The organism is Bryocella elongata (assembly GCF_900108185.1).
In the GTDB taxonomy this organism is placed as follows: Bacteria; Acidobacteriota; Terriglobia; order Terriglobales; family Acidobacteriaceae; genus Granulicella; species Granulicella elongata.
Genome location: NZ_FNVA01000005.1, coordinates 212,666 through 227,808 on the forward strand (window position 1 = coordinate 212,666; position 15,143 = coordinate 227,808).

The following is a 15,143-nucleotide window of genomic DNA, read 5'->3' on the forward strand; positions in this document are numbered from 1 at the left end:
GCTTCTGTCGGACGAATGGGCTAGCGGCGGACGAAGATGAGGCGGAAGAGGAAGACGAGGACGATCGCACCCAGCGTGGCGATGAGGATCGTGTAGATGAGTCCGCCGGAGTTATTGAAGCCGAGGTGCTCCATGATGCTGCCGCCAGCGATGGCGCCAAGGATGCCGATTGCGAGGTCGCCAAGGAATCCGTAGCCGGATCCTTTCATGATCTTGCCAGTCAGCCAGCCGGCGATGATGCCGACGAGAATCCACCAGATGAGGCCGTGCATGTTGTCCTCTTTCGTGTTCGCAGGGAAATGGGATGCAGAAAAGCGTGAAGCAGGTATTGGCGTTGCCGGGAATTGCTGAAGGTTACCGTGATGCAGGGACGATCCAAGGTGCGGCTGATTTCGAGTGGCCGCAGCGATTCATCATCTCCCGAAGCTTCCAGAAGACCCATGCTTTGTGCCGATAGTTTCCAGTGCGGCTTGCGATGGCGACGATTCGTTGCAGCGATGCTACCTCAGAACGGGTCCGGGTAACATCATCCGTTGGTGTGGGAATTGAGCTGCCGGACGAAGTCGAGATATACCAGCGCGGCGGGTGAGTAGCCGCTGGGATCGATCATGGTGAAGTCGCCCGTGAGCGGGTCCATCTGCTGGCGGAATCCTCCGGAGCGCTCGATGGCCTCGACCCAGGCGCGCATGAGCGTGACGTGCTCCTTCTGCTTGCCGTAGTGGGCCATCCAGCGCGAGGTGCGCAGCGCAGTGAGCGCCTGCGAAGCTCCGCCCCAGCTATTGCGCGGAATTGGCCGGACGAAGGTTGGCTCATTGAGCGCGGAGGACGGGAAGGGAAACTTCGTCCAGAACGCTTCGGGGTTGCCGAGCTGGCGGGTCCAGAGGGCTTGAAAGATAGAACGGTCCCGCGGGTGCTCCAGCTTGAGGACGTGCTCACTCAGTACGCGGGCGTTCACGATGGAACGCACCTTGACGAACTTGCCCTGCGCATCGAGATCGAAGAAGCAAGCGTCTTCCTCGCTCCATAGCTTGTCGAGGATCAGCGTGCGGATGTGCTCGGCGGACTCCTCCCAGCGGGCAGCATCGTCCATTTTGCCGAGTTCGCGCGCCATGGCCGCGAGAGCGATGCGAGCCCCGTAGGTCGTCGCGGAGAGGTCCGGGCAGAGGCGTGGCATCGATGCGATGGGTGGCGATTTACGCGCGTCGTTGTCGGGGCAGCGGTTGGGAATGCCAGCCCAGCGCGGGCTGTTGTCCATGCCGCTGTCGTAGGTGCAGAAGCCTTCGGTGAGGCCGGTGCCGCGGGTGTTGCGATAGCGCAGCAGGAAGGCATCCCACCTGGCGCAGGCGGCGTAGGCCGTGGTCAGGAGCTCCTCGTCCTTGCTCATCTTTGCGAGCTCCCAGGCGGTTGCCGCAATGGGGACGACCATCTGGATCTGGCCGAAGCCGACCTCACCGGAGAGCTTGATGCTGGAGGGAATCTGTCCGTCCTCATGCTGCACCTTGAAGAACGCCATGTGATTGGCGCGTGCGACCTGGAGAGGCGTCGGACCGGCCGTTGACGGGATGATCCTGCCGAGCTTTGCGTAGACGAGGGCTTCGAGCGGGCCGCACTCCATCCAGACGCCGGGGTAGACCGCTCCTTCCACGAGCATGGGCACGTCATACTGGGGCAGTTTGCGCACGTTGCCGAGGAGTACGGCGATCGCGGAGGCACGCGTGGTGTCGGCCCTGTCTCCCGCGATGGCATACGCTGCCGGGGGCAGCGTTGCGGCTGCACCGGTCAGGGCGCTGAGCTGCAGCATGCGACGGCGCGTAAGCCGCGTCGCGGGGATGGAAGAGGCTGAAGGCTTCACGCCACCGATGATACCGAGAGGGCTACTTCTTCGCGACCGGGTTCTCGCGGAACCACGCAAAGCTGCGGGCGATGCCTTCGTTCGTCGGGATCAGCTGCTTCCAGCCGATCGCCTTGAGTTTGGCATTGGTGAAGCGGTTGCCGCCCCACATGGCCATCGTCTTGTACGGCGTAAAGATAGCCGGGAGCTGCCCCTTGCTGCGCTGGTAGTACCGTTCCACAGCGCGGGACACGGCCATGAGCACGAAGAAGGGTACAGGGACCGCGCGCATGGGCTGGACCTGCTGCGAGAAGCGCTGGAGGTACTCGCGCGAGGTGGGCAGGTCGTCGTCGACCACGTTGTAGATCTGACCTGCTGCCTGTGGAGACAGGGCAGCGACGACGATGGCCTCCGCGCAGTTGTCGACGAAGGTGAGCGGCAGCAGGTTGCTTCCACCCAGGTGCATGAAGCGGCCGAAGAGCTCGAGGCCGACGCGGTTGGAGAAGCGTCCGCCGCCGGGGCCATAGATGACGCCGGGCCGCAGCACCACGAGCTCGAAGCGGAAGCGCTGCTGGTACTCCCAGAAGATCTGCTCCTGGCGCAGCTTGGTGTAGCTATAGAGGTCGCGCTTCTCGGGATGTGGCTCCATGGGGACACGCTCGTCGAGGAGTGCGCCGCGCGGCTGCGAGTTGACGTCAATGGCGCCAAACGAGCTGATCTGCACGACCCGCACGGGGCTCGTCGCCTGCATGGCCGCGACGGCATCCAGCAGGTTGCGGCTGGCCACGCAGGAGTCCATGAACATCTCTGCCGGGCTGCCCTTGAGGGCGGCGGCTGCGTGAATGATGAGCCCGCAGCCTGAGATTGCGGCTGGAATCTCTGCCGCATTCCGCATGTTGACGGAGACGATCTCGAACTCAACGTTGTGCCGCGCGGCGAGGTCGCGCAGGCCCTGAGCTTTGGCAACGTCGCGGACCATGCAGCGGAGGTCAGTCTGGCCGTGGGCGAGCAGGCGCTCCACGATGCGCTTGCCGAGGAAGCCACCGGCGCCGGTGATGAGGATCTTCACGCGGCACCTCCGTCGGTCGCATTCGGGGTGTTGTTCTGCGGGTAGACCTGCGCGTTGACCTCGTCCATGATGCGGGCGGTGGAGAGCATCTCGGCGTAGGAGATGGGCAGCGGCCCGCCGGAGCGGATCGCCGCGTAGTACTGGGTCAGCAGCTCGGTCATGCCGGCGAAGAAGTGGAAGCGGTGCTGGCGGAAGGCGCGAACGTTCTTACGGCCCTGGCGGAGGTACTGCATCGCTTGCTGGAAGGGTGGAAACAACCGGCCCAGCGAGCTGGGGTAGCGCTGCGAGCCTGTGGTGACGACCGTCCGCAGGTTGAAGTCGACCTCAACCGTGGCCCTGGTGCCATAAAGTTTGAGCGTGTTGCCGACGGGCTGGGCCTGGCTGGCGAGGGTCGCGTAAGCCGACAGGCGGCCGGAGCGCAGGACGACGCGCAGCTGGTCGAGCAGGGCGTCCGTGGAGTCGTTACGGATCTCGGTGCGGTACTTGAAGCCAAAGGCCTGGACTTCGGGATCGCCGTCAGGAAAGAAGGGGACGATCCGGTTGAACATGTGGTCCATGATGTTCTGGAAGAGCTTGCCCGGCATGCGATGGACCCAGTGGTTGGGGTCGGACATGAGGGCCTGGCCATACGCTCCACCCAGGTCGTAGCCGATGGAGGCCTCGATGTGGACGGGCTCCCCGAACTCGCCGGCTGCGAGACGCTGCTTGAACTCCATCATCTGGGGCTCGAAGTTTGGCCAGTAGTTCATCGCGAGGCGTTTGCCTGCGGCTTCCACGGCGCGGATGAGCTCGACGGACTCGGGCGCGGTGAGCGTCAGCGGCTTTTCGAGGAAGACGTTCGCTCCGGCCTCGACGCATTGTTTCGTGAGTGGGAGGTGGGCCGCGGGCGGCGTAGTGATGTGCACCACGTCGAGCTTCTCGGCGGCTAGCATCTCCGCGGCGTCCGTATAGTAGCGTGGCACCGCGAAACGCTTTGCCAACTGCTCGGCGAGCAGCACTTCACGGTCGCAGACGGCTACGAGGGTGGCCCCGGGAAGAAAGGTGAGCACCTCAGCATGGGCGTCGGCAATCTTGCCGCAACCAACGATGCCAACGCGCAGCGCAGGGCCAAAATCGGCCGCAGCCGGACGGAGGGAAGGCGAAATACTCACGGGACAGGCCCAGTTATAGCACATTGCGCAGGCTACTACCTGTCGCATAACGGGTATGATCGGGGGGATCGAGGGTGGTCCGGCTGGACGATGGAACAGCTTTCAGTTAAGTTATGTTCTCCAAATGGGCGGTCAACCCGAACGCGCCATTCTGCTTCTTAGTCTGTGAGGGATTCTCCCAGCATGGCTCCGTCTTCACTGATGCCGCACGCGGTCTGCTGGAGAGCTGATCCTCAGCTGATCTGGACGATGGTCGTGACCAACGCGATCACGTTCCTGAGCTACTCCGGCATCTGCCTGACGCTGCTGCACATGGTGCGGCGCACCAAGCGTGTGATCGCGCGGGACTGGGCATGGTTTGTCGTCGGCTTTGCGCTGTTTATCGTGGCCTGCGGCTCCACGCACCTGATGGAGGTCGTCACCACCTGGGTGCCGTGGTTCTGGCTGGACGCCACCGCCAATATCGTTACGGCCGCGCTTTCTGCGTATGTGGCCGTGATGCTGGTGCGCCGGCGGGGCGAGATCACCTTCAGCATCAATGACTATGCCGCCCGGCTGGTCTCGAGTGAGAGTGAGCGGGTGCGGCTTGAGCAGAGCCTGCTGACCGCCCGCAAGCTCGACGACTGGAGCCGGATGTCCGCGGTGCTGGCGCACGAGATCTCCAACCCTCTCGAGGCGATCCAGAACCTGGTGTACCTCATCAGCCACAGCGAGGACGCGACGCCGGAGATCGCGGAACTGGCCCGCACTGCCGGAGCAGAGGTTGAGCGCGTCGTGAAGATCAGTCGCTCCTCGCTGGCTTTCTTCCGCCATTCGAATACGCCGGAGGCGACCGATCTGATGGCGGCTGCGGAGAGCGTACGTGCGCTGCTGATCGTCGTCTTTGCTGGCCGGAATCTGCGACTCGAGGTCGAAGGCCACGGAGACCTCACCGTGGAAGCGCTTCCCGGCGAGCTGCGCCAGGTGCTCCTGAACCTCATCCGCAATGCCTGCGAGGCGACGCCCAAGGACGGCAGCGCCGTGACTGTGACGCTGACCGGGGAGCGTGATGGCGTGGAGATCGTGGTCGCCGACGAGGGCTCGGGGATTGAGCCGGGCATTCTGCCGAATCTCTTCACCTTTGGCATTACGACCAAGGGCGAAAAGGGCAACGGCATGGGCCTCTGGACGGTAAAACACATCGTCACACGGCACGGTGGAACGATCCGCGTGGAGTCCACGCTGGGCAAGGGCACCCGCTTCATCCTCTGGTGGCCGCGTGTCTTTCCGCAGCAGGCATCCGAAGCCGGGATGCCCGGGCTGGCGGCCGCGGCGAAGTAGGTTCCCCAAGGGATGCATTCCCCAAACGAGAAACGACCGCCCGATTTGCAGAGGAACGCTGCGAGATGCGAACGGCCACTCAAGTCCAGAGGATTCCGATGTTGATGTCTTAGTGCACGCCGCCGAGCAGATCCACGAGGCGGCGGAAGGACTCCTGCCGGGCCGCCGTGTTGGCGGCGGAGGCATCGGGAGCTTCTCCAGCGCGCATGAAACCGTGGCCGGCGCCATCGTAGATCTTCGGCTCGTACTTCTTGCCGTCGGCCTTCATCGCTTCTTCGGTCGCGGGTACAGTCGCGCTGATGCGGGCGTCGTTGCCGGCGTAGAAGCCGTAGACGGGGGCCGCGATGTTCTTCATCAGCTCCGTCGCGGGCGGCGGGCCATAGAAGACAAATGCACCGCTCAAATCCTTGCGATGCGTGGCGAAGAGGAAGCTCTTGCCGCCGCCCCAGCAAAAGCCGGCGACGTAGGTCTTGCCGTTGGATGCGGCGATCTTCTTGCCATAGTCGGCTGCGGCGTCGAGGTCGGCGAGCACCTGGGGATCAGGCAGCGACGAGACCGCGCGTGTGGTCGATCCCTGGTCCGGGAAGGCGCTGGTGCCTCCGGGCGAGGCGGGTGCGTAGGCCGCGCCGCCACTCGCCGGAGCCATGTGCGAATGGTCGTCAGCGGACATGCCAGGCATGCTGGCCATGGGAGCCGCGACGGCCATCGGCCCGAAGCCGCTGAGCAGATCGGGTTCGACGACGATGTAGCCCGCACCGGCGAGCTCATCGGCCATATCGCGCGCCCAGTCTGACATGCCGAAGATCTCGTGGATCATGACGACGACGGGAGCTTTGTCCTTGATCTCGGGATAGACGACCCAGGCCTCGAGCGCACGTCCGCCGGGCTCTTTGATGGTGACGAACTCGCCATGGCGCGGGCTCTTGGCCAGAGCGGCTTTCGCCCAGTCCTGCGCGTGGCACAGGGGCGCGGCGGTGGCAAGCAGGAGTGCGGTCAGCGGCAGAATACGGGGACGGAATGTCATGGCGCAGAGTGTATGTCACGCAGGGTAAAGAGCGGAAGACGCGACGGGATGGCGCCGCGACGACCGGCCGCTTACCGGCCGGCGTCGCAAGCTAAGAGTGCTGGGCCAGCTGGGCTGCGAAGTCGCCGATCACAGGGATCTTGAACGTCGTCCCCTTGGAGGCGTTGACGATGCAGAGAATCCAGAAGACAAATGCCACGATATAGCCGATGCCGCTGACGATCCAGCCAAGAAATGGGATCACAAGGACGATCGAAAGCGCGATCCAGCAAACGGCCAGGCCAAGGCACTGAAACGCATTGAAGCGGATGAAGCTCTTGGTGTTGTAGGGGGCTACGAGCAGGAAGACGATCGCAGGAATGATCGTAATGTAGGCGAGTGCAGCTGCAGCGTTGTCGCTGAGGCCGGTGGCCTGAACGGTCTCGTTCTCCATGGCATTGCTCCGTCGATACAAATTTTGACTGCTGGGCCGAGGGTGGTTTTGAGACAGAGTGGTGATACCACGGACCGAAGGGCGGCGGTAGCGAAAAGTGAGCGGACAGGCATGTCGGAAGACAGGAGCCGCGAGCAAACACTCCGGGCGAGCGAATTGGGAGTTTCAGGCATGCCACGACGCAAAAAGGCGCCTGGTATGTAGACCAGACGCCCTCGAGATGCAGATGACTCCAACCGTAGCTGCCGTTAGCTGTTGCGATCCAGCAGAGATCCGACGATGCCGCCGACCACCGCGGCGGTGCCGACGTTGCGTGTGCCCTCTCCGCTGGAGTGCGGAAGGTAAGGCTCCAGCGCATGCGCGAGGTTCGCAAGCGGAAGAGTCTGAAGCCACACGCGGCCCGGGCCGGTGAGCGCAGCGAGGAAGATTCCGTCGCCACCGAAGAACATGTTGCGGATGCCCTGGATGCGGGTGATCTGGAAGTTCACGCTGGACTGGAATGCCCCCACGTGGCCGGGATGTACGCGCAGCGTCTCGCCGGGCTGCAGGTCGCGGACGACGATCTCGCCGCCAAGCTCGAGCCAGGCTGTGCCGTATCCGGTGACCTTCTGCAGCAGGAAGCCGTCGCCGCCGAAGATGCCCGCGCCGAGCGACTGCTGGAAGCCGACGCCCAGCTGGATCTGCGGCGTGCCGCACAGAAAACCATGGCGGTGAATCATGAACTCGTGGCCGGGGGAAACTTCGATGGGAAGGATGTGGCCGGGGATCTTGGCCGCAAAGGCGACCTCGCCGGGATAGCCCTGCGCGGTGTACTCGGTCATGAAGAGGGTGCCGCCGCCAGCCATGCGCTTGATCGCGCCGAAGAAGCCTCCGCCACCGCCGAGCTGGGTGTGGGTGTTCATTGCGATGGTCTGGGTCATCCAGCTCAACTCACCAGCCTCGGAGATGACGCTCTCGCCGGGCTGCAGCAGAAGCTCGAGCACGGGCATGGTGGTTCCAACGATGCGGCTTTGCATGGGTTCAGCTCCCTGACGCGCAGGTCTTCCGCGACCGCGCGCCGTCAGGAACATGCTACGTCAGGTCTGCGGTGGGAGTTCCATCGCGAGCTTCAAGAAGAGGGCGGTCGGCCAGCTGCGCCGCTTTGACAAAAAATGAAAAGGGGACTTGCATGGGTCGTGGGTCCCTACCGCTTTCTACAGAGACGTCCTTGGCGTTTCGGGAGTTCAATCACAGTGACAGTATGCATCGCATCGTTTGCCAATCATGAAGAACAAATCTGCGTTGTATCGGACTCTAAGGCTGCATTCGGAGACTTTTCTACCGATAAAGGGGCAATCAAGCATGAGCACTTGGGAAATGGACACATCGTTTTAATAGCCGGTAACGATGTCGTCTTCGCTTCTCCGACTATCCAGCGAGCTAGAAAGCGGATAGCCAAAGACTCGATTAAAGATTCAGATGAGACAGCAGAAATTCTCTACGAAGAACTCTGTAAGACCCAGAACCGTGTGATCGAAGCGAAGGTTCTCAGCAAATACGGTCTCACTGTTGAACAGTTTGTAAATAAAGGAAGGAAGAGCTTTACCGATCAGGTTTTCTACGAAATTTGTAGCCGCATTGATCGAGAGAATCTAAGTCTTCAATTTTTAGTGGCCGGGTTCGATACTAAGAATAAGCCGCATATTCGGATCGTATCTGCTGGCGAACCTCCCCATGATTTCGATTCGATGGGATTCGCTGCGATCGGGAGTGGTGCGCCGGCAGCACTCGCGTCGCTGAGCTTTGCGGCAGACCACCACGGCTTTTGCCGGTATTCCGATATGGATGCTTGCGCCTATCACCTTTATGCCGCCAAATTTATGTCGGAATCGGCAACGGATGTTGGCCGCGATACGTTCTTTCTTTCCGTGGGGAAGCAGGGAACCTATTCGGTACACCTTCTGGCCGAGGAAGCAATCAGAAAAGCTTGGCTAAAGGATGGAGCGCCACGGCACTCGCAAAGAACGATCAAGATACTTCATGACGCGCTTTACCCCACTGAGAAGTTTCTCGACGCGGCGGTGCTCGCAAGATGCCTCAAATACGGCGATAGGACCCTGAAGAAGCTTTATGGGCTCATCCTGACGGCATCAAGGCGAAAGGCGTCTCAGACGACCGTCCCAACGACTTCGTCGTCTTTGCCTAGAACTCTAGAAGGTCAGAAGTAGTCAGCCACTAATGAATTTGACGGTTCCAGGTGCTCGTTCGGCGCTTAGATCTTCTGCACGCGCTGCACTTCGCGCACGCCGGGAACCTTGCGGAGGTTCTGGATGAGGCGGTCGAGGTGGCGCATGTCCGTGGTCTCGATGACGAAGTCCACGTAGACGAGGCCGTCCGATGCCGGGCGGGTGAGCACGCTGCGGATGTTGGTGCCGTCCTCGGAGATGATGGCGGCGAACTCCTTGAGCAGGCCGCTCCTGTCGTCGACGGTCACGATGAGCTTGACCGGGTAGGTGGTGGCCTTGGGAGCGCCGGGCTGGCCAGCCGCTGGTGGCTCAGACCACTCCACATCGATGCGGCGGTCGGCTTCGTAGAGCAGGTTCTGCACGTTGGGACAGCTGCGCGCGTGCACGGCGACGCCCTTGCCGCGGGTCACATAGCCGATGATGGTCTCGCCCTTGATGGGATTGCAACATCGCGCGCGGTAGACGAGCAGATCGTCCTGGCCCTCCACCGTGAGCGACTCGGAGCCTTTGCCGAAGTAGACACGCTTGGCGGACGGCGAGAGGTGCGAGAGCGGATCGGTGGCCGGGGTGGCTTCGCCCGGGGTCTCCTCGACCGGCATGGTGCTGCCGGGCTCCAGCTTGTTGAGCACCTGCCGCGGGGAGATCTTGCCAAAGCCGATGCCCGAGAGCAGGTCCGCTTCGCCGCCGAGGCCGTATTCGTTGGCGACGCGTTCGAAGTCGGCTTCCTTGAAGCGGTCGAGCGAGATCTTGAACTTGCGGCCTTCGCGTTCGAGCAGCTTGCGGCCGAGCTCGGTGGCGCGTTCGCGCTCGTGCTCGTTGAGCCAGTGCTTGATCTTGTTGCGCGCGCGAGAGCTCTTGGCGATGCTCAGCCAGTCGCGCGAAGGGGAATGACCGGTCTGCGTGGTGATGCTGACGATGTCGCCGTTGCGCAGCTTGGAGCGCAGCGGCACGATGCGACCGTTGACGGTGGCGCCGGTCGTCGCGTGACCTACGTCAGTGTGGATGGCGTAGGCGAAGTCGATGGGGCTTGCGTCCTTGGGAAGGACGATGACCTTGCCCTTGGGCGTGAAGGTGTAGACCTCCTCGGGGTACATGTCCATCTTGAGCGTGGACATGAACTCGTTGGGGTCGGTCATCTCGCGCTGCCACTCCATGATCTGGCGGACCCAGGCGAGACGGGCCTCATCCTTGGCGCTGACGACGTCGGAGGCCTTGTACTTCCAGTGCGCGGCGATGCCTTCCTCGGCGACGCGGTGCATGTCCTCGGTGCGGATCTGGACCTCGAACTGATGGCCGCCCTCGGCGATGAGCGTGGTGTGCAGCGACTGGTAGAGGTTGGGCCGCGGCATCGCGATGAAGTCTTTGAAGCGGCCGGGGACCGGCCGCCAGGTGGCATGCAGCAGGCCGAGGACGGCGTAGCAGTCCTGCTCGGACTGCGTGATCACGCGGATAGCGAAAAGGTCGAAGACCTGCCCCACGGGAACGTGATGCGCGTTGAGCTTCTGCTGGATGGAGTAGAGGCGCTTGATGCGCGACTGCACGCGGCTCTGCACGTTGGCCTCGCGCAGCTTCTCTTCGAGCCTGGCGACGGTGCGGTCGAGGAAGGCTTCGCCTTCGCCGCGGATCGCGTTGACCTCGTCGCTGAGCTGGCTGTAGGTGATCGGATCGACGTAGCGGAAGGCGAGGTCTTCGAGCTCGCCGCGCAGCTTACCCATGCCGAGCCGATGCGCGAGCGGAGCGTAGATCTCCAGCGTCTCGCGGGCGATGCGGGCCTGCTTCTCAGGCTTGAGGAAGCTGAGCGTCCGCATGTTGTGCAGGCGGTCGGCCAGCTTGATGAGCACCACGCGGACGTCGGTAACCATGGCGAGCAGCATCTTGCGGATGTTCTCGGCCTGGTGGTCTTCGCGATTGGCGAACTTGATCTTGTCGAGCTTGGTGACGCCATCGACGATGAGCGCGACCTGCTTGCCGAACTTCTTCGCGATGTCAGCCTCGGTGACGTCGGTGTCTTCGACGGCATCGTGCAGCAGACCTGCGGCGATGGCGGTGGCGTCCATCTTCCACTCTGCGAGGACATGCGCGACTTCGAGCGGATGGATGATGTAGGGCTCGCCGGAGGCACGCTTCTGGGTGGCGTGCTTCTCGATGCAGAAGGCCCAGGCGCTGCGGATCAGGTCGAGATCGTCGTTCGGTCGATTGGTGCGGACGACGGTGAGCAGCTCCGCGAAGTTGCGGTCGATGACGGGGTCGTTTGCGGTGGGATTCGGCGTGGAGGTCGCATCTGGAGCAGCCGCAGTGCCGGCCGAGGGAGCGAATTCGCCCGAAGGGCCATCGAGCGGGGGCGCGGGATGGGCTGCCAGGGGCGCAGCTCCATTTACGGATTTCGCAGGCTTTTGGCCGGAAGATTTCGGCGCAGCAGGGTGCGGCGGGTCCGGGAGTGCAGCTTCGAGCTCCATGCCGGTCTCGCTGAGGGTGGGCTCGAGAGATAGGTCAGCGCCAGAGGAAGTCACCTCGGGCCGAGCGAGAGCCATAGTTCATTATACGAGGGCTTTGAAGATGAGAGCGGTTAGATACGAGATGCGAGATGCTAGATTCGAGACCCGCCGCTGTTTCCCTGGAGATTCTGGCAGGGAGTTGACTCTTGGTCCCGGGCCGCCTCTCGAATCCCGCCTCCCGGTATCTCCTAACGCAGCTGCGGTTCGGGAAGCAGCCCTGCCGTCGGCTGTGGCCCATTGTGGGTCCAGGCGACAAGCTCGTCGAAGGCCCGGCCGACCTCTTCGTCCGTGATGTTGCAGTGGCCTTCGCGGTGGACGTACTGCTGCACGAAGTGGCGGCTCTCGCCCGCGGCCAGGATCATGTTCGTGTAAAGCGTCAGCGTGTTCGGCGGAACGATGGGGTCGTACAGCGTGTGCAGCGCCAGCATGGGCTTGCCGAGGTGGCCATTCGGCGTGTAATGCGCGATCAGGTAGGCGCGAGCGAGGGGATTGGAGGCGTAGCGCCGGACCTTGTCGTTAAGGTCGTAGTCGGAGGCGCTGCCGCCCGTACCCGTGTAGAGCGTGTTGCGGTTGTCGAAGGGATTGCCTCTGGCGCGCTTTTGCAGATCCGCGATGTTGAAGGTGAAGTAGTCCATGTCCCACGCGAGGTCTGGATCGTTGTGCAGCCCGGTGAGCGCGCGCATCGACGTGGCCGCGATGGGATTGGCCTTCAACGCGGCCAGGACTTTGTCGCGCATCGCAGAGCTCTGCTCATAGTCGGGAGGGGTCATGACGAGGGGCGGAAAGATGCCGGGGAAGTAGCGGTCGAAGGCGGCCCGCTGGGCGAAGCGGCGATCCATCGAGACGTAGCTCGGACCGACGGAGCCGCAGAGGTCGAGGCCACCCATGTAGCCCTGCGCGTCGATCTCGAGCGAGATCGCGACCAGCATGCCACCCATCGACGTGCCGACGAGATAGGTCTCCTTGGGTTGGCCAAACTTCTTCACGAAGTAGCGGCGCAGCGCTTCGGTCTCGGGATAGGCCTGCTGCAGCGCCCAGCCACCCTCGGAGTAGCCACTCTCGACGATGGCGTAGTGGCGGTCGAGCATGGGCTGCGGCCGCCCGGTGAGCTTTTCCGCGATGTGGTAGCTGACGCTGTTCTCCGCGTAGCCGTGGTAGTAGACGATGAGGTTGTGGTTCCAGTCCGGAGGGATGTCGATACGATAAGCCGCCCCGTCGATGAGGCCTACCTCGGTGGTGCCCTGCGGGCCCTTCAGCGTCTCCGGGGCGACTGGCTTCTGCGCGATCCCAACCGCGGCCGAGGCGCAGCAGAGCGCTGCGGCCAGCAGTCGGCAGCAGGAGCCGGGAAGTCGCTTCGGAAGACTGGGCATCGTGGAGTGAGACCGATTTTACCGTGTGGATCGTTGCCCGTCATGTATTGCGAGTGCGGTGCGCGCTACTTCACCTCTGAAAGTACAGCGACGCCGCTGATCGGTAGGGAGACGGACTGCGCCTGACCGCCATTCAGCTCGTCCTTCATCGCACGTGGCAGGGCGACGGTCTGCGGCTTGTCGCTCAGGTTGATGAGGATGTGCACGGATGTGTGGTCACTGTAGCGGGTGGAGGCCTCGACGCCTTCGGGCACTGCGATCTCTGCAGGTGTAGCGTGCGCCTGGGCAAGCAGGGCATCGACCAGCGACGCCGTGGTCTTTGCATCGAGCACCGCGCCGATGTAGGTGATGCTGCCTGCGCCGACCTTGTTCTGAATCACCGCAGGATGCCCCGTGAGCCAGCCGTTGCCTTCGCCGTAATGAAGGAGAACCTCCGCCTTCGGCGAAGAGGTCGAGAGTTGCTCGGCCCAGATCGTGGCCTCGGCTCCCGGTGCAGCGGTCGCGCCCTCGATCGCCACCGGCTTATCCAGCGCGTAGAACTGCTCCACGCGGCCGCCGAGCATGGAGACGAACGGTCCCGGCTGACGCGCGGGCCACAGCGAGTTGTCCTCATCCTTCATCGCCGAGCGGGCCGTGAGCACGAGATTGCCACCGGCCTTGACGTACGCCATCAGGTGATCGGCCTGCTTCTGCGTCACGAGGTTGAAGGCCGGCGCAATGACCAGCTTGTACTGCGAGAGATCAGCATCGGGCGAAAGCACGTCGACCGACTGCGTGGCTCGGCGCAGCGGAGCGTAGTAGCGGGCGATCTCTTCGACGGAGTCGAACTTGTTGGTGTGCTTCTGCCACTCGATGGCCCAGCGGCTCTCGTAGCTGTAGAGCATGGCCACGTCGGCGTGCGGCGTGGTGCCTGCGAGGACAGGTGCGAGGCGATCCAGCTCCTCGCCGGTGCGCTTGATCTCGTCGTAGACAGGGACGGGCGTGCCGTCTGCGCCGACCAGCACGCCGTGGTACTGCTCCTGCCCGTTGAGGGCCGAGCGCCACTGCCAGAAGCTCACCGCGTCTGCGCCGTGGGCGATGTCGTGCCAGATCAGCGCACGCTCGTCGCCGGGCTTCAGCGCGATGTTGACCGGGTACCAGTTCACGAAGCCCGGCTGTGTCTCCATCACCCAGAAGTTCTTGCGCTTGAAGCCGCGCGCCATGTCGTGCGCGAAGCCATTCCTTACCTGGTCGATCTTCCCATCGCCCATGTAGTCATCCCATGCCGCGATGTCGAGGATGTCCTCGGTCACGTAGTGGTCGTACTGATCGAAGTAACCCATGGTGTTGGTGGTGATCCACTGGCGCTTGTCGGCCAGCGGGCGGATGGCGTCGATCTGGTTCTTCAGGTAGCTGCGCCAGGTGTCGGAGACGAAGAGCCGCCAGTTGAGCATCAGGCCGGGGTTTCCGGCGTCCACGCCGTTGTGCTTCGGCAGCGGAATCTGCGACCAGTCCTGGAAGGTCTCCGACCAGTAGGAGGTCGTCCAGCGCGTGTTGAGGTTGTCGAGCGTGCCGTACTTCTTCTTCAGCCATTGCTGGAACTGCTTCTGCGTGCCTTCATCGAAGCTGTCCGCTGCAAGCTCGTTATCGATCTGCCAGCCGATGACGTAGGGATTGTGGCCGAGCTTCTCGGCCATCTTCTGCGCGATCTCATGCGCGAAGACGCGATACTTCGGGTCGTCGAAGCTGAACTGCTGGCGTCCACCGTGCTCGTCACGCTTGCCATTGGCGTCCACGCGCAGGGTCTGGGGATACTTCTGCGTGAGCCATGCGGGCGGCGCCGCGGTGGGTGTGCCGAGGACTGTGTAGATGCCGTGCTTGCCGGCCATATTCACGGCGCGCTCCAGCCAGTCGAGCTTGTAGACGCCCTCGCTGGGCTCCATGCTGCTCCAGGCAAACTCCGCAATGCGGACCACCTGGATGTGGGCCTGCTGCATGAGGGTGAGGTCGGCCTCCCAGCGCGACTCGGGCCACTGTTCGGGGTACCAGGCATCGCCCAGCATCAGCGGCGGCGGAGGTGGTGCGGCGGCAGTGCGCTGGGCGCGGGAGATTGGCGTCACGCCGCCGGCGAGCGCGGCTGACGTGGCTAGCAGGATGCCGGTGCGGAGACTGGCGCGCAGAAGGAGGGCAGGCTTGGTTGGACGCATGGCCACTTCAGTAGATGGTGCGGGAACGTAGCTGTCAAC

Annotated in this window: 13 protein-coding genes; 3 read left to right on the forward strand and 10 right to left on the reverse strand. The window is 63.2% G+C overall.

The features are described 5' to 3' along the window. Window positions 1–20 precede the first annotated feature (20 nt). Complete coding sequence (locus C4S68_RS15055; protein WP_103933903.1) at window positions 21–272, reverse strand: GlsB/YeaQ/YmgE family stress response membrane protein; 252 nt, start codon at window positions 270–272, stop codon at window positions 21–23. 32 nt (window positions 273–304) lie between these two features. On the opposite strand from C4S68_RS15055, the gene C4S68_RS23240 reads away from it, so the two are divergent. Continuing rightward, complete coding sequence (locus C4S68_RS23240; RefSeq protein ID WP_160115177.1) at window positions 305–457, forward strand: hypothetical protein; 153 nt, start codon at window positions 305–307, stop codon at window positions 455–457. Between the two features lie 69 nt (window positions 458–526). Here the strand turns inward: C4S68_RS23240 and C4S68_RS15060 are convergent, their stop codons facing one another. From C4S68_RS15060 to C4S68_RS15070, 3 genes are read right to left on the reverse strand one after another with little or no spacing between them, the layout of a single operon-like run. Continuing rightward, a complete protein-coding gene (locus C4S68_RS15060; protein ID WP_235011620.1) occupies window positions 527–1,852 on the reverse strand; it encodes an MGH1-like glycoside hydrolase domain-containing protein in 1,326 nt (441 codons plus the stop codon). A 22-nt stretch (window positions 1,853–1,874) separates the two neighbouring features. Continuing rightward, window positions 1,875–2,900 (reverse strand): NAD-dependent epimerase/dehydratase family protein, encoded by a 1,026-nt coding sequence (locus C4S68_RS15065; protein ID WP_103933905.1) that lies wholly within the window; start codon window positions 2,898–2,900, stop codon window positions 1,875–1,877. Continuing rightward, complete coding sequence (locus C4S68_RS15070; RefSeq protein WP_160115178.1) at window positions 2,897–4,051, reverse strand: Gfo/Idh/MocA family protein; 1,155 nt, start codon at window positions 4,049–4,051, stop codon at window positions 2,897–2,899. Before C4S68_RS15070 ends, C4S68_RS15065 begins: the two co-directional genes overlap by 4 nt. Before the next feature lie 183 nt (window positions 4,052–4,234). On the opposite strand from C4S68_RS15070, the gene C4S68_RS15075 reads away from it, so the two are divergent. Next, entirely contained in the window at window positions 4,235–5,371 is a 1,137-nt protein-coding gene (locus C4S68_RS15075) for a sensor histidine kinase (RefSeq protein WP_103933907.1), read from the forward strand. Between the two features lie 109 nt (window positions 5,372–5,480). On the opposite strand, the gene C4S68_RS15080 is transcribed toward C4S68_RS15075, so the two are convergent. The 3 genes from C4S68_RS15080 to C4S68_RS15090 all read right to left on the reverse strand — a co-directional run bounded on the left by C4S68_RS15080 (window position 5,481) and on the right by C4S68_RS15090 (window position 7,844). Next, the gene (locus tag C4S68_RS15080; RefSeq protein WP_103933908.1) at window positions 5,481–6,395 is read right to left on the reverse strand and encodes a dienelactone hydrolase family protein; all 915 of its coding nucleotides are present in this window, start codon (window positions 6,393–6,395) and stop codon (window positions 5,481–5,483) included. A 91-nt stretch (window positions 6,396–6,486) separates the two neighbouring features. Beyond that, window positions 6,487–6,828 (reverse strand): DUF4870 domain-containing protein, encoded by a 342-nt coding sequence (locus tag C4S68_RS15085; protein WP_103933909.1) that lies wholly within the window; start codon window positions 6,826–6,828, stop codon window positions 6,487–6,489. Between the two features lie 248 nt (window positions 6,829–7,076). Then, on the reverse strand, window positions 7,077–7,844 hold the full coding sequence (locus tag C4S68_RS15090; protein WP_103933910.1) for a TIGR00266 family protein: 768 nt from the start codon (window positions 7,842–7,844) through the stop codon (window positions 7,077–7,079). A 216-nt stretch (window positions 7,845–8,060) separates the two neighbouring features. On the opposite strand from C4S68_RS15090, the gene C4S68_RS15095 reads away from it, so the two are divergent. Then, on the forward strand, window positions 8,061–9,035 hold the full coding sequence (locus C4S68_RS15095; protein WP_146072167.1) for a hypothetical protein: 975 nt from the start codon (window positions 8,061–8,063) through the stop codon (window positions 9,033–9,035). A 44-nt stretch (window positions 9,036–9,079) separates the two neighbouring features. Here the strand turns inward: C4S68_RS15095 and C4S68_RS15100 are convergent, their stop codons facing one another. From C4S68_RS15100 to C4S68_RS15110, 3 genes are all read right to left on the reverse strand, one after another. Further along, window positions 9,080–11,584 carry a RelA/SpoT family protein gene (locus C4S68_RS15100; RefSeq protein WP_103933912.1) on the reverse strand — a complete coding sequence of 835 codons (2,505 nt, stop codon included), beginning with the start codon at window positions 11,582–11,584 and terminating at the stop codon, window positions 9,080–9,082. A 152-nt stretch (window positions 11,585–11,736) separates the two neighbouring features. Then, window positions 11,737–12,918 (reverse strand): alpha/beta hydrolase family protein, encoded by a 1,182-nt coding sequence (locus C4S68_RS15105; protein ID WP_103933913.1) that lies wholly within the window; start codon window positions 12,916–12,918, stop codon window positions 11,737–11,739. 65 nt (window positions 12,919–12,983) lie between these two features. Further along, window positions 12,984–15,104 carry a beta-galactosidase gene (locus tag C4S68_RS15110; RefSeq protein ID WP_103933914.1) on the reverse strand — a complete coding sequence of 707 codons (2,121 nt, stop codon included), beginning with the start codon at window positions 15,102–15,104 and terminating at the stop codon, window positions 12,984–12,986. Window positions 15,105–15,143: the final 39 nt, after the last annotated feature.

Excerpts from the sequence above, each read along its gene's own strand:
- C4S68_RS15055 (WP_103933903.1), bottom strand. The coding sequence starts at position 272 with ATGCACGGCCTCATCTGGTGGATTCTCGTCGGCATCATCGCCGGCTGG.
- C4S68_RS23240 (WP_160115177.1), top strand. The coding sequence starts at position 305 with ATGCAGAAAAGCGTGAAGCAGGTATTGGCGTTGCCGGGAATTGCTGAA.
- C4S68_RS15075 (WP_103933907.1), top strand. The coding sequence starts at position 4,235 with ATGGCTCCGTCTTCACTGATGCCGCACGCGGTCTGCTGGAGAGCTGAT.
- C4S68_RS15080 (WP_103933908.1), bottom strand. The coding sequence starts at position 6,395 with ATGACATTCCGTCCCCGTATTCTGCCGCTGACCGCACTCCTGCTTGCC.
- C4S68_RS15085 (WP_103933909.1), bottom strand. The coding sequence starts at position 6,828 with ATGGAGAACGAGACCGTTCAGGCCACCGGCCTCAGCGACAACGCTGCA.
- C4S68_RS15090 (WP_103933910.1), bottom strand. The coding sequence starts at position 7,844 with ATGCAAAGCCGCATCGTTGGAACCACCATGCCCGTGCTCGAGCTTCTG.
- C4S68_RS15100 (WP_103933912.1), bottom strand. The coding sequence starts at position 11,584 with ATGGCTCTCGCTCGGCCCGAGGTGACTTCCTCTGGCGCTGACCTATCT.
- C4S68_RS15105 (WP_103933913.1), bottom strand. The coding sequence starts at position 12,918 with ATGCCCAGTCTTCCGAAGCGACTTCCCGGCTCCTGCTGCCGACTGCTG.
- C4S68_RS15110 (WP_103933914.1), bottom strand. The coding sequence starts at position 15,104 with ATGCGTCCAACCAAGCCTGCCCTCCTTCTGCGCGCCAGTCTCCGCACC.